The organism is Actinomadura craniellae, assembly GCF_003289645.1.
Classification (GTDB): domain Bacteria; phylum Actinomycetota; class Actinomycetes; order Streptosporangiales; family Streptosporangiaceae; genus Actinomadura_D; species Actinomadura_D craniellae.
The window spans coordinates 60,857-81,418 of the sequence record NZ_QLYX01000013.1 but is presented as its reverse complement, the minus strand read 5'-3'; the positions used below and the strand labels follow the sequence as shown (position 1 = coordinate 81,418).

Genomic DNA, 20,562 nt, shown 5'->3' with positions numbered 1-20,562 from the left:
GATGGAACTTGGCCCGACGAGCCTAACCAGCCACCCGATCCGTCCCGCACCCCGGTCGGCCGTTGCCGGCACCGGCCGGCGGAGACCTCCCCGCCGCCCGCGACGCCCACCCCCGCCCCCGGGCACAACCCCATGATCCTTCAACATCCGGGACGCCAGGACACCCGGAATACCGAAGGATCACCCGAGCGAACATTCGGGTGATCCTTCGGGATCCGAGGTGCTATGACCCCTTCAAGGCTGACAGGTCATGGCTGCGCAGCGGCTCCTCAGAAGCCGCAGGGCTTCTTGTTGAACAGGCACTTCTGCGGGACCTGCGGGTGGCCCTCGGCGCCGTACCGGATCTCCCACGCGGCCCCCGGCGGGATCGGCGGGGCGTCCTTCAGGCTGCGGATGATCGCGTGCTCGCCGCGGCGGACCAGCTCGCCGCCCCAGATGTTCTTGACGTTGTCGCCGGGGGCGGTGAACGTCAGCTCCCAGGCCCGCAACGGCCTGGTGCCATCGTTGGTCACGGTGAGCAGGACCTCGTAGTAGCCGGGGTCCTGCTGGACGAGCCGGTACTCCAGCCCCTGTCCCGGGAGCACCGGGCCGATCGGCGCGGTGGGGGCGTCCGACGGCACGGGCGGGGCGCCGGACGGCACGGGGGCGGGCCCGCTGCCGGGACCCGACGGCACGGGGGCGGGTGCGCCCGGTGAGGGCGCGGGCTCACCGCCCGGGCCGCTCGGCTCCGGAGTGGGGGTCACCGACACCACGCCGCCGGGCAGTCCGGTGGCCGGTTCCTTGCCGGAGTTCGGCCACAGCAAAACCGCCGCCACACCGGCCAGCACGATGAGGGCGGCGGCTCCGGCGACGAGCGCCAGCACCCGCCGGCCACCGGAACGCTGCCGCCCGGGCGGGGGCGGCGGCAGGGGCGTACCCGCGGGCTGCTGCGCCGGCGGCAGCCCGGGCATCGGCCGGGGTTCGGTCCCGCTCTCGGATCCGAACTGGCTCGTCCACGGTCCCTCCGGCGGGGCGGGCGGCACCCCCTCGGACCGGGCCTCGCTCCGCCACTGTTCCTGCGGCGCGGGAGGTGGTGCACCCTCGGACCCGAACTGCGCCGTCCACGGGGTCTCCTGCGCCGGGGCCGGCGGCCCCACCGGACCCGGCTCGCTCCGCCACTGCCCTTCCGGCGCGGGCGGCGGCGTTTCCGCGGAGCCGAACTGCGCCGTCCACGGCCCTTCTGGAGCCGGCTCGGCGGCCGGGGCGGTGGGCTCCCCCGGCCCGGGCGCCGGCAGGCCACTGAGGCCGTACTGGATCGGGGGGAGCGCTCCGTCCGCGGGCGGCTCCCCCGGCCCGGGGGCCGGGGTTTCCGGGCCGTACCGGGTCGCCCGGTCCCGCTGCGGAAGCGCGTCCGCCACGGGCGGCATCGGCATCTCCTGCGGGACGGCGGGCGCCGGGGGGTCCTTCAGCATGTACGTGGGCGAGGGGAGTTCGGGCTCGGGTGCGGGGCGGGGGGCGGTGTCGGCCTCGGCCGTGCGCCCCGCCCACTCGCCCTCGCCGGGGGGAGCCCCCAGCTCGACCGGCACGTCCGTCACGGTGTCCTCGGCGACTCCAGGCGACGGCGGGTCCGTGACGGTGGACTCGGGGCCTGCCGGGTCCGCGGTTCCGGACTGGCCCGGAAGCGTGAACTCCGTGGTGGTCTTGTGATCCGGTGGCGTGCGCCCCGGCTCCTCCGGCTGGCCGTTCAACTGGTCACCTTCCACAGTGTTGGAACCCACTGAGTCCGACGACCGTAGCGCCTGAGCGGTTCATCCGGCTTTCGGACGCCCTATCCGACGGTGACCGAGTCCCCACCACGGCGGGCGGCCAGTCGCTGGTGCCGGTTGAGCGTATCGGTGATCAGCCCGATGGCCGCGGGGCTGGTCGCGTCGGAAGCCCGGGAGATCCACCGGATGGCCTCGGCCAGCAGTACCTCGGAGGACTCGGGCCGGTCGTCGGCGAGCCGTCCCAGCACGTCGGCGAGCCGGAGCGCCGCCCCGGGCCAGCCGGTTTCGGCCGCACGGCGGAACCAGCGTGCCGCGCGGTCCAGGTCGCCCTCGCGGTCGCACCGGTCACCGAGGCGGTAGGCGACCTCGGCCAGCGCCCGGCCCGCACGGCGCCCGTCGGCATCGGGAGGCGGCAGGGGGGCGGGCATAGATCAACTCCAGTGCAGGATCGAAGAGGCCGGTGTGGTGCCGGCACACATATCCTGGCCGCCGGATGGGCTGTGCGCCACTGATTTCACGGTATTCCACGGGATTTCTCGAAAGTCTCCCGGTGATCCGGTTCCCGGCGAGTGAGTCCTACCGTGATCTTCCCACCGGCCCGGATCACCGTACCGGCCGGCATGCCCGGACACCACCTCGCCCGGTGCCGCTGGATAGGCTCGATCACGCCCTACTGAGGAGGCCTCGCGATGTCCGTGGTGAAGATCAACGTACTGACCGTGCCCGAGGAGATGCGTTCCGAGCTCGAGCGGCGGTTCGCCGGGCGAGCCGGGCTGGTCGACTCGGCCGAGGGATTCGAGGGGTTCGAACTGCTGCGCCCGGTCGACGGCACCGACCGGTACTTCGTCTACACCCGCTGGCGCAGCGAGGAGGACTTCCAGCGGTGGACCGAGAGCCAGGCCTTCCAGCGCGGCCACGCCCAGGCCGCCGCCGAGCAGGCCGGCACGGGGCACGGGCATGGGCACGGGCACGGCGGCCCGGCCTCGTCCGGTGCCGAGCTGTGGTCCTTCGAGGTCATCCAGGCCGCCGAGCCCAAGCAGTGACCCCACGGCGGGCCGCCGGACGGCCGGCGGCCCGCCGGGGTCAGTCCCCGAGCAGGTCGGCGTACTCGGGATGCCGGTCCATGTAGGACTTGATGAACGGGCACAGGGGCGTCACCTTCCCGCCGTCCGCGCGCACCGCGTCGAGGGCGCCGCGGGCCAGCGCGCTGCCGACCCCCTTGCCCTCGTACGCGCCGTCCACCTCGGTGTGGGTGAACACGACCCGGTTGCCGGGGCGCACCCGGTACTCGGCGAACCCGGCGAGCGCGCCGTCCACCCGGATCTCGAACCGGTTCTCCGCGGCGTTGTTGGTGATCTCTCGACTCATGTCGGGATCAATGCCCGCGCGGGCCCGGGGATTCCCGTTCAGCCGACCTCGTATCCGGCGTGCAGCAGGCAGTAGGTGACGGCCTCCTCCAGGGCCTGCCAGGACGCGGCGATCACGTTGTCCTCGACCCCGACCGTGCCCCACTCCCCCTGACCGTCGCTGGACTCGACCAGCACCCGGGTGCGCGCGTCGGTGCCGTGCGTCCCAGCCAGGATGCGGACCTTGTAGTCGACCAGTTCCAGCCGGGCGAGCTCGGGGTAGAGCCGTTCCAGCGCGATCCGCAGCGCCCGGTCGAGCGCGTTGACCGGGCCGTTGCCCTCACCGGTGGCGACGATCCGCTCGCCCTTCGCGTGCAGCTTGACCGTGGCCTCGCTGACCATCGTCCCGTCGGGACGGCGCTCGACGATGGTGCGCCAGGACTCCACCTCGAAGTGCCGCTGCCGGACCCCGGTCAGCTCCTCGCGCAGCAGCAGTTCGAACGAGGCGTCGGCGGCCTCGAAGGTGTAGCCCTCGGCCTCCAGGTCCTTGACCCGGTCCACCACCTGCTTGGCCTTCTCGCCGGACAGGTCGTAGCCCAGCTCCCGGCCCTTGAGCTCCACCGAGGCGCGGCCGGCCATGCTGGAGATGAGCATCCGCATGTCGTTGCCCACCTGGGCGGGGTCGATGTGCTGGTAAAGGTCGGGGTCGACCTTGACCGCGGAGGCGTGCAGCCCGGCCTTGTGCGCGAAGGCCGAGACCCCCACGTACGGCTGCTGCGGGCCGGGCGTGATGTTGGTGACCTCGGAGACCGCGTGCGCGATCCGGGTCATCTCGGCGAGCTGCGGGTCGGTCACCACCCGCATCCCCCGCTTGAGCTGGAGGTTCGCCACGACGGTGAAGAGATTGGCGTTGCCGCTGCGCTCGCCGTAGCCGTTGGCGCAGCCCTGGACGTGGGTGGCGCCCGCCCTGACGGCGGCCAGGGTGTTGGCCACCGCGCAGCCCGAGTCGTCGTGGCAGTGGATGCCGGCCCGCGCCCCGGCCGACACCACCTCGTGGACGACCTCGGCGAGCTCGTCGGGCAGCATGCCGCCGTTGGTGTCGCAGAGCGCCACCACGTCGGCCCCGGCCTCGGCGGCGGTGCGGACGACCTCCAGCGCGTACGCCCGGTTGGCCTTGAAGCCGTCGAAGAAGTGCTCGGCGTCCAGGAAGACCCGTTGGCCCTCCGCACGCAGGTGGGAGACCGTGTCGCGGATCATCGCGAGGTTCTCTGCCAACGTCGTGCGGAGGGCCAGTTCGACGTGCCGGTCGTGGCTCTTGGCGACAAGGGTCACGACCGGCGCGCCGGATTCGCGCAGCGCGGCCACCAGAGGGTCGTCCGCGGCCTTCATCCCGGCCCGGCGGGTCGCGCCGAACGCGGTGAGCTGCGCGTGCTTCAGGTCGAGCTCGGTGCGAGCCCGCCGGAAGAACTCGGTGTCGTTGGGGTTGGCTCCGGGCCAGCCGCCCTCGATGAACCCGACGCCCAGGTCGTCGAGGTGCCGGGCGATGGCCAGCTTGTCGCCGACGGAGAGGTTGAGCCCCTCCTGCTGGGCCCCGTCGCGCAGCGTCGTGTCATAGACGTGGAAACCGTCGTCGAGCATCGAGCTCCCCTGTTCGTGTCGGGTGGGTGGCGACCGGGCGCGCCGGGCAAACAAAAAGACCCCTCACGGACGTGAGAGGTCTGCGCGCCGGCGGTGTCCCTTAGCTACCGGCGCGCCAGCCGATAATGAGCAGGCTGTGGCGCATGATGCGAGCCAGTCTGCCACACGCTCATCTTGTGGTCACATCTGTCTCAGCATCCGAGATGGCCGCGGGACCGACCACGGTCCCGCGGCCCGTGGATCAGTCCGAGGTGATCTCGTGGATCCAGCCGTAGGGGTCCGGGCGGGTGCCGTACTGGATGCCGATCAGTTCCTCGCGCAGCCGCATCGAGACCGGGCCGGGCTCGCCGTCGCCGATCGTCCACGCGCGACCGCCGGCGCCCTTCACCCCGCCGACCGGGCTGATGATCGCGGCGGTGCCGCAGCCGAACACCTCGGTGATCTCGCCGTCGGCGCAGGCGCGCTCCCACTCGTCGATCGAGATGCGCCCCTCCTCCACCGGGAGGCCGAGGTCGGGGGCGAGCTTGAGCAGCGAGTCGCGGGTCACCCCGGGCAGCAGCGTCCCGGTCAGCGCGGGCGTCATCAGCCGGGCCTGCGCCCCGCTGCCGTGCACGAAGAACAGGTTCATCGAGCCGACCTCCTCGACCCACCGGCGCTCGGCGGCGTCGAGCCAGACCACCTGGTCGCAGCCGGCCTCCAGGGCCTGGGCCTGGGCGACGAAGGAGGCCGCGTAGTTGCCGCCGCACTTGGCCTCGCCGGTACCGCCCGGAGCGGCCCGGGTGTAGTCGTCGGACGCCCACACGGTGACCGGCTTGATCCCGCCGGAGTAGTACGAGCCGGACGGGGAGGCGATCACCAGGAACAGGTACTCCTGCGACGGGCGCTGCACCCCGAGCGCCCGGCTGGTGGCGATCATGAACGGCCGCAGGTAGAGGCTGTGGCCCTCCTGCGTCGGCACCCAGTCGCGGTCGGCGCCGACCAGCAGTTCCAGCGCCCGGACGAAGACCTCCTCGGGCAGGGTCGGCATCGCCATCCGCTCGGCCGACCGGTTGAACCGGGCCGCGTTCATCCGGGGGCGGAACATCACCAGCGTCCCGTCGGGCTGAAGGTAGGCCTTCATGCCCTCGAAGATCTCCTGCGCGTAGTGCAGGACCTGCGAGGACGGGTCGAGCGGGATCGGCCCGTAGGGCTGGAGTTTCGCGTCGTGCCAGCCGCGGTCGGGCGAGTAGCTGATCGCGATCATGTGATCCGTGAAGTGCTGGCCCCAGCCGGGGTTCGCCAGGATCGCCTCGCGCTCGGCCGCCGGCACGCGCCGGGCGGAGAGTTCGATGTCGAAGTCCAGGGTGCTGCTCATTGTGCGGATCCTCTCCCGGATCATGCGGCCCGGCCCCTTCGCCGTCAGCCGGTATCCCTATTGTCGTCCTTCATCACCAGGGGTCGGGTGCACACGAAAGACCGGGCGCACCCGAAGGGCGCGCCCGGTCACGTTTCCGCGCGCGCCTAGCCGACTACTCGCTTGGCGATGGCGTCACCGATCTCGGCGGTGGAGCGGGCCGGCGCGCCGGCGCGCTCGGCCAGGTCGGCGGAGACCGCCTGCTCGACCCGGCGGGCCGCCTCGGCGAGCCCGACGTGGTCGAGCAGCATGGCGACGGACAGGATCGTGGCGGTCGGGTCGGCCTTGCCCTGCCCGGCGATGTCGGGGGCGCTGCCGTGCACCGGCTCGAACATCGAGGGGGCGGTGCGGTCGGGGTTGACGTTGCCGGAGGCGGCCAGCCCGATGCCGCCCGCGATGGCCGCGCCGATGTCGGTGATGATGTCGCCGAACAGGTTGTCGGTGACGATCACGTCGAAGCGCTGCGGCTGGTTGACGAAGAACATGGTGGCCGCGTCGACGTGGCAGTAGTCGACGGTGACGTCGGGGTACTCCTCGGCGACCCGCCGCAGGGTGCGCTGGTAGAGGTCGCCGGCGAAGGTCAGCACGTTGTCCTTGTGCACCAGGGTGAGCTTCCGGCGCGGCCGGGCCTGCGCCTGCTCGAAGGCGTACCGGATGACGCGCTCGACGCCGAACGCGGTGTTGACGCTCTCCTGGGTGGCGACCTCGTGCGGGGTGCCCTTGCGCAGCACGCCGCCGACCCCGGTGTAGGGGCCCTCGGTGCCCTCACGGACGACGATCATGTCGATGTCGTCGGGGGTGGCGCCCGCCAGCGGGGTGGTCACGCCCGGGTACAGCTTCACCGGGCGCAGGTTAACGTAGTGGTCGAGTTCGAACCGCAGCCGCAGCAGCAGCCCGCGCTCCAGCACCCCGCTCGGCACGGTGGGGTCGCCGACGGCGCCGAGCAGGATGACGTCCTGCCCGCGCAGTTCCGCCAGCACCGAGTCGGGCAGGACCTCGCCGGTGCGGTGCCAGCGGGCGGCGCCCAGGTCGTACGTCGCCTGCTCGATCGCCAGGTCGTGGGCGGGGGCGACGGCGTCGAGGACCTTCAGGCCCTCGGCGACGACCTCGGGGCCGATGCCGTCACCGGCCACGACGGCGAGGCGGATAGTGCGGGATGCCATGGGTGAACCTTAGTCCAAACGTCTCAGCTGTTGAGCGGCCTTCTCGGCTTCTGAGACTATCGCGGGCCGCCGCCGTCTCGGCGGTCGAGCGCGGTCTGCAGGGCCTTGGCGGCCTCTTCCTGGGGGTCCGGGGTGCTCATGGCCGCCCATCGTAGGACATCCGTCTCGTTTTTTGAGCACCCTTCTCACATGTCGAGACAAACGCGCCCCGATCTCTCCGGAGACCGGGGCGCAGCGAGCGGCTTCGCTCAGTCGTCGGCGAGGTCGACGCGGCGGCCGACCTCGGCGCCGATCGCCCCGACGATCTGGTCGAGCACGTCGGGGGTGATGGCCGAGTCGACGGTCAGCGCGGTGAGCGCCCTGCCGCCCTTGGCGTCCCGGCCCACCTGCATGCCCGCGATGTTGATGCCGAGGTCGCCCAGCAGCTTGCCGACGATGCCGACCACGCCGGGCCGGTCGACGTAGCCGAAGAACGCCATGTGCGCGGCGGGCACCAGCTCCATCTGGTAGCCGTTCACCTCGACGATGCGCTCGATCTGCTTGGGCCCGGTGAGCGTGCCGGAGATCGAGACCACGGCGCCGTCGGCCATGGTGCCCTTGACCTGCACCACATTGCGCCAGTCGGGGCTGTCCTCGCTGGTCGTGAGCGTCACCTCGACGCCCCGGTCACGGGCCAGCAGCGGCGCGTTGACGAAGGTCACGGCCTCCTCGACCACGTCGAGGAACACGCCCTTGAGCGCGGCGAGCTCGAGGACCTTGACGTCGTGACCGGTGATCTCGCCACGGACGATCACTTCCAGCCGGACCGGCACCCCGCCGGCCAGCGCGGTGAAGATGCGGCCCAGCTTCTCGGCCAGCGGCAGCCCCGGCTTGACGTCCTCGGCGACCGCGCCGCCCTGGACGTTGACCGCGTCGGGCACGAACTCGCCCGACAGCGCCAGCTTCACCGAACGCGCGACCTGGGTGCCGGCCTTCTCCTGCGCCTCGTGGGTGCTGGCGCCCAGGTGCGGGGTGACCACCACGTTGTCGTGGTGGAACAGCGGGCTCTCGGTGCACGGCTCGGTGGTGAACACGTCGATGCCGGCCCCGGCCACCCGGCCGTCCTTGAGCGCCAGGTCCAGCGCGGCCTCGTCGACGATGCCGCCGCGGGCGGCGTTGACGATCCGGACGCTGGGCTTGACCTGCTGCAGCTCGCGGTCGCCGATGAGGCCGAGCGTCTCGGCCGTCTTGGGCAGGTGCACGGTGATGAAGTCACTCTCCCGCAGCAGCTCCTCCAGCGGGACGAGCTTCACGCCGAGCTGCGCCGCGCGGGCCGCCTGGACGTACGGGTCGTAGGCGATCACGTCCATGTCGAAGGCGGCCAGCCGCTGCGCGACGAGCACGCCGATCCGGCCGAGGCCGAGCACGCCGACGGTCTTGCCCTGCAGCTCGACGCCGGTGTACTTGGAGCGCTTCCACTCGCCCTGCTTGAGCGCGGAGTGGCCCTGTGGCACGTTCCGCGCGGTGGCCAGCAGCAGCGCGATGGCGTGCTCGGCGGCGGTGACGATGTTGGAGGTCGGCGCGTTCACGACCATGACGCCGGCCTTGGTGGCGGCCTCGACGTCGACGTTGTCCAGCCCCACCCCGGCGCGGGCGACCACGCGCAGCTTGCGGGCGTGCTCGAACACCTCGGCGGTGACCTTGGTGGCGCTGCGGACGATCAGCGCGTCGACGTCGGCGACGGCCGGCAGCAGCGCGGCGCGGTCGGCGCCGTTGACGTGGCGCACCTCGAAGTCGGCTTCGAGGACCGCGATGCCGGCGGGTGACAGTTCTTCTGCGACCAGGACGACAGGCTTACTCAAGGAAGAGTCCCTTTGAACGGTGCGGATGTTCGGGTCAGATCGCGAGACACACCCCCTCGTGCCCTCGCCCCGGGATACGAGTCTAGTCGCCCTCCGGGCACGGCTCGACGCACTCCGGATCGCCGCCGGATCCGGAGTGCGCCCGGCAGCGCCTATCCGGTGGCCCGGCGGACGAGCGGCAGCCGGGACCGGGTGAACAGCCCCGCGACCAGCGCCGCCGCGAGCGGCACCGCCACCCCGAGGACGCCGAGCAACTGCCAGGGGACGTCGACGATGACGCCGTGCGGCTCCCCCGCCCCGTACGTGTCTCCTCCGGACGTCAACGGCACGGCCACCGCAACGCCGGGGACCAGCCCGGCGGCGATGCCCAGCCAGCAGCCGAGCGCCGCGACGAAGCCCGCCTGGCCCATCATCAGCAGCCGGCGGGTGCGCGGGCGGGCGCCCACCGCGGCCAGGGTGACCAGGTCGGGCCGGGCGTCGGCCGCCGACAGCCCGGTGGCGATCAGCGCGCCGCCGAAGGCCAGGACCGTGCCCACCGCACCGAGCAACAGCAGCGGAAGGGCGAAGGTCTCGGTGAATCCCCGCTCCACGTAGAAGGGCGGCCCGTGCTCGTCGAGCGCCGCCATCCGCTCGCCCACCCGGGCCTCCTCCGCGGGGGTCGTCCGGTGCTCGGCCCGGTCTATCGAGTAGCCGAACAGGCCGGTCTCCACGCCCAGCCGCCGTGCCGTCTCGGGCGGGAGCAGGGCCCGGGCCGGAGCCTGCGCGGCGACCCCGAGGGCGGGGATCTTCACTTTCCGGAGCAACCGCTCCTCCTCGCCGCCGGTGCGGAACACGGACACGGTGGTGGTCCCGCCGGGCAGCGGGCGGGCCCCGAAGACCACCGCCCGGCCCGCCGCGAGCGCGGCCGTCACCTCGGGCTCCTCGCGGCCGAGCAGGAACCGGGCCTCGGCCACCCCGCCCACCACGAACTCCAGGAGGTTCGACCGCCCTGGTGACGCGCCGCCGAGTTCCAGGCGGAGGCATCCCGTGGCGGAGTCCGCGCAGTCGGCCGACTGCTCCCGCACGGTCCGCACGGTGCCCACCGGCGCTCCCGGCAGTTCCGCCGCGAGCGCCGCCCGGGCGTCCTGGGGCGAGACGTCCGGACCGACCTGGAGCAGCGCGGAGCCCCGGGGCAGCTTGTCGGTGTACTCCGCGCGCCGCTGGGCGAAGTCGCTCGCGCCGCCGATGGCGAGCACGGTCAGCCCCGCCACCGCGGCCAGGATCGCGGCCACCACCGGTGCCGTCCGGCCGCGGTTGCGGGCACCGTCGCGAACCGCCAGCCGCAGCGGCAGCGGCAGCGGCCCGGCGCCGCGCCCGGCCAGCGCCACGGCCCACGGGACGGCGAGGACCGCGCCCAGGATCAGCGCGACCGCCCCGGCGGCCGGCCCGTACTCGCGCAGCGGGCCCGCTCCTCCGGCGCACACCAGCACGCCGACCACGATGAGCGCGATCCCGGCGACCGGCTTGCCGCGGACGGCCCGGGCGCCGTCGCGGCGGCCCGCCAGGGCGGCCACGACGTCCATCCGGGCGGCCTGCCGGGCGGGCAGGTACGCGGCCAGCAGCCCGCTCGCCGTGCCCAGGACCATCGGGATCGCCACGAGCCGCCAGGGGATCTCGAAGGGGCCCAGTACGACGTCCGTGAAGTGCTCGACGACCGGCACGGCGAGCGCGGCCAGGCCGATCCCGGCCGCCGCTCCGAGGACCGCGGCGGCGGCGCCGACCACGCAGCCCTCGGCGAGCACGACCGTCCGCAGCCGGCGCCGGTCCCCTCCGTTGGCCGCGACCAGGGCGAGCCTGCGGCGCTGCCGGCGCAACCCCACCGCGAAGGCCGGGCCGGCGAGCAGCACGACCTCCAGCATGATCATCGCGATGGCCAGGGCGACCACCGCCTGCTCGGCCCGGTTGCGCGTCAGGCCGTCCTCGGCCGCGGGGGGCGGGTCCTCGGCCACCGCGCGGGAGAACACCGAGATCCCGATCCGGTTGAAGGCCAGCACGTCGTTCCAGCCCACCGGGCGTCCGGTGGAGACCAGCCAGGTCGCCCGGCCCGCGGAGCCGCCCGGCAGCGCGCCCGGCAGGGTCTGGAGGAGTTCCCTCCCCGGGGCGCGGGGGTCCTCGACGTGCCCGACGACCAGTTTCCGGGTGCCCTGGCGGTCGACCTCGATCGTCGTGCCGATCCCGAACCCCCGTGTGCGCAGCGGCACGGAGACGGCCACCTCGCCCGCGGTGGCCGGCGGCCGGCCCGCGGTGACGCGCAGGATGCCGCGGGCCATCGGGTCGCGCAGGTCGAGCTGTGTCACCTCCGCGAGCAGCCGGCCGCGCGGGGTCTTGACAGCGGTCCGGGGGCCGTCCAGCACCGGCAGCACCCGGGCCCCCGGCCCGTACCGGGCGGCCACCTCCCGGCCGACCCGCTCGGTGGTCCACGGCTCGTCCCGGGGGTCGCCCCGGTTCTCGACGATGCTGTAGGTGGCGCCGGCGTCCTGCTTGATCGGGCCGCTCCCCCAGCCCTCGAGCCGGGCGTCGGCCCGGCCGAGTTCGTAGGGGGCCGCCTCGGCGGGCGTCCATTCGTGGGTCCGGAACAGGACGGCCAGCGCCACGATCGCCAGCACCGGCAGGCCGATCATGCAGAGCGCCAGGGCGCTGCGGCCCTTGGCCCGCCACACGTTCCTGCGGGCCAGCCGGAACACCGCGCGCGACCCGCTCACCGGCCCGCCTCCAGCAAGGTGTCGGGACCGGGCCGGGCACCGGTGCCGTCGACCAGCGCGCCGTCCCGCAGGAAGACCACCCGGTCGGCCCAGGCGGCGTGCCGGGCGTCGTGCGTCACCATCAGGCAGGCGGCCCCCGCGTCGCAGCGGGTGCGCAGCAGCCGCATCACCTCGTCGCCCGTCTGGCTGTCGAGCGCCCCGGTGGGCTCGTCCGTCAGGACCAGCCCGCGGTCGCCGACCAGCGCCCGGGCGATCGCCACCCGCTGCTGCTGGCCGCCGGACATCTCGTCGGGGAACCGGTCGGCCAGGTCGCCGACGCCGACTTCGGCCAGCGCGGCGCGGGCCTCCCGCCGGGCGGCCCGGGTGCGGACGCCGTCGAGTTCGCGTGGCAGCATCACGTTCTCGGCCGCGGTCAGCCCGGGGATGAGGTTGAGGTCCTGGAACACGTAGCCGATCCGGCGGCGGCGGAGCGCCGCCAGCCGCGCCGGGCCGAGGGAGCCGAGGTCGTCTCCGTCGACCAGCACCTGGCCCGCGGTCGGCGTGTCGAGACCCCCGGCCAGGGTGAGCAGGGTGGACTTGCCCGAGCCGGAGGGGCCCATCACGGCGACGAACTCGCCGCCGGCCACGCTCAGGTCGATGTCGCGGAGCGCGCGGACCAGCCCCGCCCCGGAGCCGTGATCGCGGCCGACCGCCCGCATCCGGAGAACGTTCATCGGCGCGCCTCCTTGGGGGCGTCGGCGGGGGCGGCCGCCGGCCGGGCGGGCGGGGTGACGCGCACCATGAAGGACTCGCAGTGGTCGAGCCAGCGCACCTCCGCCTCGGCGTGGAAGACCATGGACTCCAGGACGAGCCGCCACGCCTGCTCGCCGGGGTCGGCCGGGGCGGCGGACGCGCCGGCCTTCAGCCGGGTGAGGTCCTGGAGGGCGCGGAGCGTGGCGGTGCGCTGCGTCTGCACGACGTCGGCCACGTCCACCCCCGGGGTGGTCACGGCCATCGCGAGCTTGATGGCCAGTTCGTCGCGGGGCCGGTCGGTGCGCTCCACGGGGGTGGCGAACCAGTGCCGCACTTCGGCCGTCCCCTCGGCGGTGATGCTGTAGACGAAGCGGCCCTCCTCGTCGGCGTCCCCGCGCAGCACGAGTTCGTCCCGTTCGAGCCGGGACAGCGTGGAGTAGACCTGGCCGATGTTGAGGGGCCAGGTCGAGCCGGTGGAGGACTCGAACTCGGCCCGGAGCTGGTAGCCGTAGCGGGGGCCCTGGGCGAGCAGGGCGAGCAGGCCATGACGGATCGACATACCTACGCAGTATGCATACCGCGTATGCACAAGGCAATACCGCGTATGCATCGAGAGGGCGCGACACGCGCCGCCGGGTTACCGGACGGCGGGCCGAGCAGGCCCTACCCTGCCGCATGTCCCCGGTCTAGGAGAGTCCCGTTGCCGCCCGCGATCGACGCCGTGCACGACGCCCTGCGCGTCTACGACCAGCGTTTCCTCGACCTGGCGCCCGACGAGCGGAGCCGGCTGGTGCAGGGCACCCGGCGGGTGCTCGGGAGCGGGCTCGACCCCGGGGTGCGGGCCGCGCTGCCCGCCGCCTACCGGCTGCGCGCGTTCTGCATCCAGCACGGGATGGACGAGGAGCTGGAACGGCTGATCCGGGACGAGCTCGCCGGGCACCGGGAGGGCGCCGTGGTGGTGGGCGGCCGGGCCTACGTGATGTACCCGTACCTGCGCGGCGTGCCCCGGCAGGACGCCGACATCACCGCCGAGGTCGACGTTGAGCACCGGCTGGACGCCTTCGGCTGGCACGGCGGGCTGCTGCGCGTCCGCGGCCACGCCTCGATCGCCCGGGTCGAGTCGCCCCGGACCGCCGTCACCCTGCTGCTGCGCGCCGGCGAGACCGAGCACCGCTTTCCCGCCACGGCGGACGGGCCGGACTTCGAGGTGCCGGTCGACCCGGCCGGGCTCACCGCCGGCCGGTGGGAGGCGCACGTGTCGGCACGGACGCTGGGCCTGACCCGCGAGGCCCCGTTCGGTGCCGTCCGCGGCCCCCGGCTCGGGCGCGGATCGCGCAAGGGAGCCGCGGCCACCGCGCGGCTCGCTCCCGACGGCCCGCTGGTCGTCGAGGTGCACGGAGCACGCCGCATCGTGCCGCTGCTCACCCGGCTGCGCGGGCGCGTGCGCTGAACGATGCTCCGGCCGGCTACGGACGCGCCGACCGGGTGCACCGGTGTCCGGGCGGCGGCCCCGTCTCGGGGCCGCCGCCCGGAAACGCTCAGTCGTTCAGCCAGCTCATCATCGGGCGGAGCTTGGCGCCGGTCTCCTCGATCGGGTGGCCGGCGAGCTCCTCGCGGTACTTGCGGAAGTCGGCCTGGCCGCCGTCGAACTCCGCGACCAGCTCGCGGGCGAACTCGCCGGAGCGGATCTCGGCGAGGATGCGCTTCATCTCCTCCTTGGCGGCGGGGTTCACCACGCGCGGGCCGCGGGTGTACCCGCCGTACTCGGCGGTGTCGGACACCGACCAGTACATCTTGGAGATGCCGCCCTCGTACATCAGGTCGACGATCAGCTTCACCTCGTGCAGGCACTCGAAGTAGGCCACCTCGGGCTGGTAGCCGGCCTCGATCAGCACCTCGAACCCGGTCTTGATCAGCTCGGAGAGGCCACCGCACAGCACGGCCTGCTCGCCGAACAGGTCGGTCTCGGTCTCCTCGGTGAAGGTGGTCTTGATACCGCCCGCGCGCAGCCCGCCGATGCCCTTGGCGTACGACAGCACCAGCGGCCACGCACCGCCACTGGCGTCGTTCTCCACCGCCACCAGCACCGGGACACCCCGGCCCGCGGCGAACTGGCGGCGGACCAGGTGGCCCGGGCCCTTCGGCGCGACCATGGCGACGTCGACGCCCTGCGGCGGCTCGATGAGGCCGTAGCGGATGTTGAGGCCGTGCCCGAAGAACAGGGCGTCGCCCTCGACCAGGGCGGGCTTGATGTCCTTCTCGTAGATCCCGCGCTGCAGGTGGTCGGGCGCCAGGATCATGATGAGGTCGGCTTCCTCGGCCGCCTCGGCGGGTGTCACCACGCGCAGCCCGTCGGCCTCGGCCTTCTCCCGGCTCTTGGAGCCCTCGGGCAGGCCGATCCGCACGTCGACGCCGGAGTCGCGCAGCGAGAGCGCGTGCGCGTGGCCCTGGCTGCCGTACCCGATCACGGCCACGTGCCGACCCTGGATGATGCTCAGGTCGGCATCGTTGTCATAGAACATCTCAGCCACTTGCTTCTGCCTCTTTCTCGGATAGGGAATGAACCGGCCGTGACCCGGTCGTCAGGCGCTGCGCTCCAGCGCGCGCAGCGAGCGGTCGGTGATGGAGCGGGAGCCGCGGCCGATGGCCACCATCCCCGACTGCACGAGTTCCTTGATACCGAACGGCTCCAGGACCCTGATCAGGGCCTCCAGCTTGTCGCGGTTGCCGGTGGCCTCGATGGTCACCGCCTCGGGCGCCACGTCGACGACCTTGGCCCGGAACAGCTGGACGGTCTCCAGCACCTGCGACCGGGTCTCGGCGTCGGCGCGCACCTTCACCAGGACCAGCTCGCGCTGCACCGACTGCGCCGGATCGAGCTCGACGATCTTGAGCACGTTGACCAGCTTGTTGAGCTGCTTGGTGACCTGCTCCAGCGGCAGTTCCTCGACATTGACCACGATCGTCATCCGGGAGATCTCCGGATGCTCGGTGGTGCCGACCGCGAGCGAGTCGATGTTGAACCCGCGGCGGGAGAACAGGGCCGCCACCCGGGCGAGGATGCCGGGCTTGTTCTCGACCAGCACCGAGAGGGTGTGTCTGCTCATGTCCCCTAGTCCTCGTTCTCCCACTCGGGCGCCATGTCACGCGCGATCTTGATGTCGTCGTTGCTGGTGCCGGCCGCGACCATCGGCCACACCATCGCGTCCTGGTGGACGACGAAGTCGATGACCACGGGGGCGTCGTTGATCTCCATCGCCTTGGCGATGGTGGCGTCGACGTCCTCGGGACGGTCGCAGCGGAGCCCGACACAACCGTAGGCGTCCGCGAGCTTCACGAAGTCGGGAATCCGCCGGGAATGCAGGTTCGTGTTCGAGTAGCGCCCGTCGTAGAACAGGGTCTGCCACTGCCGGACCATCCCCAGGTTGCCGTTGTTGATCACGGCGACCTTGATCGGGATGCCCTCGATGGCGCAGGTGGCCAGCTCCTGGTTGGTCATCTGGAAGCAGCCGTCGCCGTCGATCGCCCAGATCGCCGCCTCCGGGGCGCCGACCTTGGCGCCCATGGCCGCCGGGACGGCGTAGCCCATGGTGCCCGCGCCACCGGAGTTGAGGAAGGCGCCGGGCCGCTCGTAGCCGATGAACTGGGCGGCCCACATCTGGTGCTGGCCGACCCCGGCGACGTAGTAGGCGTCCGGCCCGACGAGCCGCCCGATCCGCTCGATCACGTACTGCGGCGACAGGGACCCGTCCTCGGGCAGGTCGTAGCCCAGCGGGTACGTCTCGCGCCAGGCGGCCAGTTGCTTCCACCAGGCGGCGTAGTCGCCCCGCCGGCCGGCGTCGTGCTCGGCCTGCACCGCGACGATCAGGTCGGCGATGACCTCGCGGGCGTCCCCCACGATCGGCACGTCCGCGTGCCGGTTCTTGGAGATCTCGGCCGGGTCGATGTCGGCGTGGACGATCTTGGCGTGTGGGGCGAACGTGTCCAGCCGGCCGGTCACCCGGTCGTCGAACCGGGCGCCCAGGGCGACGATCAGGTCGGCCCGCTGCAGCGAGCCCACGGCGCCCACGGTGCCGTGCATGCCCGGCATGCCCATGTGCTGCGGGTGGCTGTCAGGGAAGGTGCCCTTGGCCATCAGGGTGGTGATGACCGGGGCCCCGGTGAGCTCGGCGAGCACCCGCAGCTCGGCCGACGCGCCGGCCTTGAGCACGCCGCCGCCCACGTACAGCACCGGGCGCTCGGACTCGACGATCAGCCGGGCGGCCTCGCGGACCTGCTTGGAGTGCGGCTTGGTGACGGGCCGGTAGCCGGGCAGTTGCAGCTGCGGCGGCCAGCTGAACTCGAAGGTGGCCTGGAGGGCGTCCTTGGAGATATCGACCAGGACCGGGCCGGGGCGTCCGGTCGAGGCGATATGGAAGGCCTCGGCGATCGTCCGGCCGATGTCGGCCGGGTCGGTGATCAGGAAGTTGTGCTTGGTGATCGGCATCGTGATGCCGGCGATGTCGGCCTCCTGGAAGGCGTCCGTGCCGATCGCGGCGCTGGGCACCTGGCCGGTGATCGCGACCATCGGCACCGAGTCCATGTAGGCGTCGGAGATCGGGGTCACCAGGTTGGTGGCGCCCGGGCCGCTGGTCGCCATGCAGACGCCGACCTTGCCGGTCACCATCGCGTAGCCCTGCGCGGCGTGCCCCGCGCCCTGCTCGTGCCGCACCAGGATGTGCCGCAACTTCTGGGAGTCGAAGAGGGGGTCGTAGGCCGGAAGGATCGCTCCCCCCGGGATCCCGAACACGGTGTCGACCCCGACGTTCTCCAGCGCGCGGACCAGCGCCTGGGCTCCCGTCATCTGCTCGGTCATCTGCAAGTTCCTTGGGTGGGAGAAGGATCCGGCCAACAAAAAACCCCCCGTGCCCGAGGGCGATCGAGGGGAGCGCGCAAGCCGACTGCTCGGGTCAGGCCGCGCGCCTGCCGAGTACTACAAGGATCATGGGACTGCTCTGCACGCGTCCACAGTGGCCGACTTCCGGCCACCGGTCAAATCCGTGGACGGTTTGTCTCATCATCCGAGAACCACGCCCTGCAACGGGATCCCCGCGCCGCCCTGCAGGCCCGTCCGGACCAGCGACTCGGCCCGGCCGGCGGCCATCGGACGGGCCACCAGGAAGCCCTGGCCGCGCGGGCAGCCCATCTCGCGGAGCAGTTCCAGTTGCTCGGGCCGCTCGATGCCCTCGGCCACCACGGTCAGGCCGAGGTCGCTGCCGAGCCGCACGATCGTCCGGGTGAGCAGGGTCAGGGTCTCGTCCCGGCCGAGGCCGGCCACGAACGACGGGTCGATCTTGATCACGTCCACCGGGAGCTGCCCGAGGTAGGCCAGCGAGGCGTAACCGGTGCCGAAGTCGTCGATGGCCAGCCGCACCCCCAGCTCGCGCAGGGCCGACAGCCGCTCGACGTTCTGCCCGCCGTCCTCGACCAGGACCTCCTCCTTCACCTCCAAGGTGAGGGCGTGCGGCGGGAAGCCGGTCTCCTCCAGCGCCTCGGCCACCGACTCGACAAAGCGGGGGGCCGCGATCTGCCGGGCGGTGAAGTTGACCGACAGCCCGACCTCCCAGGACTCCTGTCGCCAGCGCGCCACCTCCCGGCACGCCTCGCGCAGCGCCCAGTCGCCCAGCGGGATCATCAGCCCCGACTCCTCAGCCGGGCCGATGAACTCCCGCGGCTGCACCGCCACGCTGCCGCGCCACCAGCGCAGCAGGGCCTCCACCCCGGTGACCCGGGAGGTGGCCAGCTCGACGACCGGCTGGAACTCCACCGTGAACTGCCGCTCCGACAGCGCCCGGCGCAGCTCGCTGCCCAGTTCGAGCCGCTGCACGACATCGGTGTGCATGTGCGCGGCGAACACCTCGACCCGGCTGCCGCCCAGTTCCTTGGCCCGGGCCATCGCCAGGTCGCCGTTGCGGATCAGCTCAGCACCCGCCTTGGCGGGAGGGTCGGCGTCGTCCTCCGGGCAGCCGCCGGCCGCGAAGGCGATGCCGAGCGAGGCCGACAGCGCGATCCCGCTGGTGCCCACCCGGTACGGCTCCTCCGAGAGCACCCGCAGCAGCCGCTCGGCCAGTTCCACCACCGGCTGCGTCTCGGCCCCGTGCGGGTCGCGGGGGTACTGCACCAGCACGGCGAACTCGTCGCCGCCCCAGCGCGCCACCGTGTCGTCGGCCTGGACGGTCGCGCGCAGCCGCCGCGCGGCCTGGGCCAGCACCTGGTCGCCGGCCGCGTGCCCGGCGGAGTCGTTGACGGCGGTGAACCCGTCGAGGTCGACGAAGACCACCGCGATCCCGGCCTCCTCCTGCCGCCGCGACAGCAGTTCCCGGGTGCGCTCCTCGAAGTAGGCCCGGTTGGGCAGCCCGGTCAGCCCGTCGTGGAAGGTCAGGTGGGCGACCTGCCGTTGCAGCGCCACCTGCTCGCTGCGGTCGCGGGTGGTGACCAGCAACCGCTCCTCGCCCTCGGGCCCGCGGGCGTACCGGGTGATGGTGGACTCGGTCGGCAGCCAGGTGCCGTCGGTCCCCCGAACCCGGCAGGCCACCCGGAGCACCGGCTCGTCGCCGCGGATGAACGCGCGGAAGGCGCTCTGCACCCCCGGCAGGTCCTCGGGGTGGATGATCTCCTGGATCGGACGGCCCAGCAGGAAGTCGGGGGCCATGCTGTAGGTCCGCTGGGCGCCCGCGCTGGCGTACTGCACGATGCCGTCCGCGTCGAAGATCAACACCACGTCGTTGATGTTCTCGGCGAGCGTGCGGAAATGCGCCTCGCCGCGGTCGGCGGCGCGGCGCAGCCGTTCGTTCTCGGCCAGCACGTCGACCAGCCGGGTCAGCAGGACCAGCGCGGCCGAGGCCGCCACGATCGGCACCACCGGTTCGAGCCCGTTCGCGTCGGTCAGCGAGCGACCCGCGATGAAGATCGCCGCCGCGGCGGCGCCGGCGGCCGTGATGATGCCCGGGCCGACCACCCGGCCCCGCTCGTCGTCGCCCCCCGGCCGGGGCTTGGCCGAGCCCGCCCAGGGCACCAGCCCGAGCAGCAGCAGCCCGCCGACCCGGGCGATGTCGCCGGGGTCGTCGGCCGGTAGCCCGCCGCCCAGCCGCTGCACGGTGGTGATGATGTCGGCCGTCGCGAAGGCGAGCAGTGCGAGGTAGGCCAGCCCGCTGCCGCGGCGCAGCCCGCGGGCCGCACCCAGCACGAAGGACAGCGCCGCGCAGACCAGCACCGTGTCGATCAGCGGGTACAGCAGTTCGAGCAGGAACTCCGAGGGCGACTCCGCCGAGAGGCCGTAGAGGCGCCCGAACTGGGTGACCCAGCCGAGCACGAACAGCGCGCACACCAGGACGTAGGTGTCGGCGACGTACCGCAGCCAGGTCCGCGCCTCGCGGGGCGGCCGGACCGGCACCACGAAGCCGGTGGCCAGCGCGATCATGCCGGCCAGGTAGAACAGGTCGGCCAGGGACAGCGCCACCGCGGCCCGACTCAGCACGATGGCCGAGACGGCGTTGACGGCCGCGCCCGCGCACCAGCACAGCGCGGAGACGCCGAACCAGCGCCACGAGTCGCGCCAGACGCCGCCGACCGCGCCTCCCGGCGGGCGGCGGGCCGCGTAGAAGAACGAACCCGCCGCGGACGCGGCGGCCACCACCTCGGCCCAGGCCGTGAACGAACGGCCGCCCCAGCCGGACAGCGAGGCCACCGCGTAGAGCACGCCCGCGAGCGCGGCCACGCCGATCGGCACCGCCCGGAGCGGCAACCGTCTGGTGGTCTCGTCGCTCATCTGAACTGCGCGCTCCTGTTCACTCGCCCGCACAACGCCTTGTGGGTGAGGAATCATGCCCGATCGGCGGCTCTGCCGCGGGGCTCACCCGTCCCTGGACGGGACGTGGTGCGGCGTCGATGACGGTCCGGTGGTGGGATCACCGTGCTGCTCAAT

The 20,562-nt window shown here is 73.0% G+C and carries 16 protein-coding genes; 2 read left to right on the top strand and 14 right to left on the bottom strand.

Annotated elements, in window-relative coordinates; all coding sequences use genetic code 11:
* Positions 1–269: 269 nt before the first annotated feature.
* Together DPM19_RS36820 and DPM19_RS35415 are read right to left on the bottom strand one after the other, a co-directional pair.
* Complete coding sequence (locus DPM19_RS36820; RefSeq protein ID WP_111870440.1) at positions 270–1,727, bottom strand: cellulose binding domain-containing protein; 1,458 nt, start codon at positions 1,725–1,727, stop codon at positions 270–272.
* Positions 1,728–1,807: 80 nt separating this feature from the next.
* On the bottom strand, positions 1,808–2,173 hold the full coding sequence (locus tag DPM19_RS35415; protein WP_158566883.1) for a hypothetical protein: 366 nt from the start codon (positions 2,171–2,173) through the stop codon (positions 1,808–1,810).
* Positions 2,174–2,434: 261 nt separating this feature from the next.
* Here DPM19_RS35415 and DPM19_RS24855 point away from each other — a divergent pair, with 261 nt between their 5' ends.
* Positions 2,435–2,788, top strand: a complete 354-nt coding sequence (locus tag DPM19_RS24855) for an antibiotic biosynthesis monooxygenase family protein (RefSeq protein ID WP_111870438.1) — start codon at positions 2,435–2,437, stop codon at positions 2,786–2,788.
* A 40-nt stretch (positions 2,789–2,828) separates the two neighbouring features.
* Here the strand turns inward: DPM19_RS24855 and DPM19_RS24850 are convergent, their stop codons facing one another.
* The 8 genes from DPM19_RS24850 to DPM19_RS24815 all read right to left on the bottom strand — a co-directional run bounded on the left by DPM19_RS24850 (position 2,829) and on the right by DPM19_RS24815 (position 13,158).
* Positions 2,829–3,113, bottom strand: a complete 285-nt coding sequence (locus DPM19_RS24850) for a GNAT family N-acetyltransferase (RefSeq protein WP_111870437.1) — start codon at positions 3,111–3,113, stop codon at positions 2,829–2,831.
* A 38-nt stretch (positions 3,114–3,151) separates the two neighbouring features.
* Positions 3,152–4,729 carry a citramalate synthase gene (gene cimA / locus DPM19_RS24845; RefSeq protein ID WP_111870436.1) on the bottom strand — a complete coding sequence of 526 codons (1,578 nt, stop codon included), beginning with the start codon at positions 4,727–4,729 and terminating at the stop codon, positions 3,152–3,154.
* 241 nt (positions 4,730–4,970) lie between these two features.
* Positions 4,971–6,083 (bottom strand): branched-chain amino acid aminotransferase, encoded by a 1,113-nt coding sequence (locus DPM19_RS24840; protein WP_199485268.1) that lies wholly within the window; start codon positions 6,081–6,083, stop codon positions 4,971–4,973.
* A 146-nt stretch (positions 6,084–6,229) separates the two neighbouring features.
* Positions 6,230–7,285 carry a 3-isopropylmalate dehydrogenase gene (locus DPM19_RS24835; RefSeq protein ID WP_111870434.1) on the bottom strand — a complete coding sequence of 352 codons (1,056 nt, stop codon included), beginning with the start codon at positions 7,283–7,285 and terminating at the stop codon, positions 6,230–6,232.
* Between the two features lie 248 nt (positions 7,286–7,533).
* Positions 7,534–9,126 (bottom strand): phosphoglycerate dehydrogenase, encoded by a 1,593-nt coding sequence (serA, locus tag DPM19_RS24830; protein ID WP_111870433.1) that lies wholly within the window; start codon positions 9,124–9,126, stop codon positions 7,534–7,536.
* A gap of 152 nt (positions 9,127–9,278) precedes the next feature.
* Positions 9,279–11,867: an FtsX-like permease family protein gene (locus tag DPM19_RS24825; protein WP_111870432.1), complete on the bottom strand. Its 2,589-nt coding sequence runs from the start codon at positions 11,865–11,867 to the stop codon at positions 9,279–9,281.
* Positions 11,864–12,580, bottom strand: a complete 717-nt coding sequence (locus DPM19_RS24820; protein WP_111870431.1) for an ABC transporter ATP-binding protein — start codon at positions 12,578–12,580, stop codon at positions 11,864–11,866. The genes DPM19_RS24825 and DPM19_RS24820 overlap by 4 nt, the downstream gene beginning before the upstream one ends.
* Complete coding sequence (locus tag DPM19_RS24815; RefSeq protein ID WP_111870430.1) at positions 12,577–13,158, bottom strand: PadR family transcriptional regulator; 582 nt, start codon at positions 13,156–13,158, stop codon at positions 12,577–12,579. Before DPM19_RS24815 ends, DPM19_RS24820 begins: the two co-directional genes overlap by 4 nt.
* Positions 13,159–13,299: 141 nt before the next feature.
* On the opposite strand from DPM19_RS24815, the gene DPM19_RS24810 reads away from it, so the two are divergent.
* Complete coding sequence (locus DPM19_RS24810) at positions 13,300–14,049, top strand: hypothetical protein (protein ID WP_233510721.1); 750 nt, start codon at positions 13,300–13,302, stop codon at positions 14,047–14,049.
* Between the two features lie 88 nt (positions 14,050–14,137).
* Here DPM19_RS24810 and ilvC read toward each other — a convergent pair whose 3' ends face one another.
* From ilvC to DPM19_RS24790, 4 genes are all read right to left on the bottom strand, one after another.
* The gene (ilvC, locus tag DPM19_RS24805) at positions 14,138–15,121 is read right to left on the bottom strand and encodes a ketol-acid reductoisomerase (RefSeq protein ID WP_111870429.1); all 984 of its coding nucleotides are present in this window, start codon (positions 15,119–15,121) and stop codon (positions 14,138–14,140) included.
* A 60-nt stretch (positions 15,122–15,181) separates the two neighbouring features.
* A complete protein-coding gene (gene ilvN / locus DPM19_RS24800) occupies positions 15,182–15,706 on the bottom strand; it encodes an acetolactate synthase small subunit (protein WP_111870428.1) in 525 nt (174 codons plus the stop codon).
* Positions 15,707–15,711: 5 nt separating this feature from the next.
* Positions 15,712–17,460, bottom strand: coding sequence for an acetolactate synthase large subunit (locus DPM19_RS24795; RefSeq protein WP_267900912.1), 1,749 nt, complete (start codon positions 17,458–17,460; stop codon positions 15,712–15,714).
* A 195-nt stretch (positions 17,461–17,655) separates the two neighbouring features.
* Positions 17,656–20,406, bottom strand: a complete 2,751-nt coding sequence (locus DPM19_RS24790) for a putative bifunctional diguanylate cyclase/phosphodiesterase (RefSeq protein ID WP_111870426.1) — start codon at positions 20,404–20,406, stop codon at positions 17,656–17,658.
* Between the last annotated feature and the right edge of the window lie 156 nt (positions 20,407–20,562).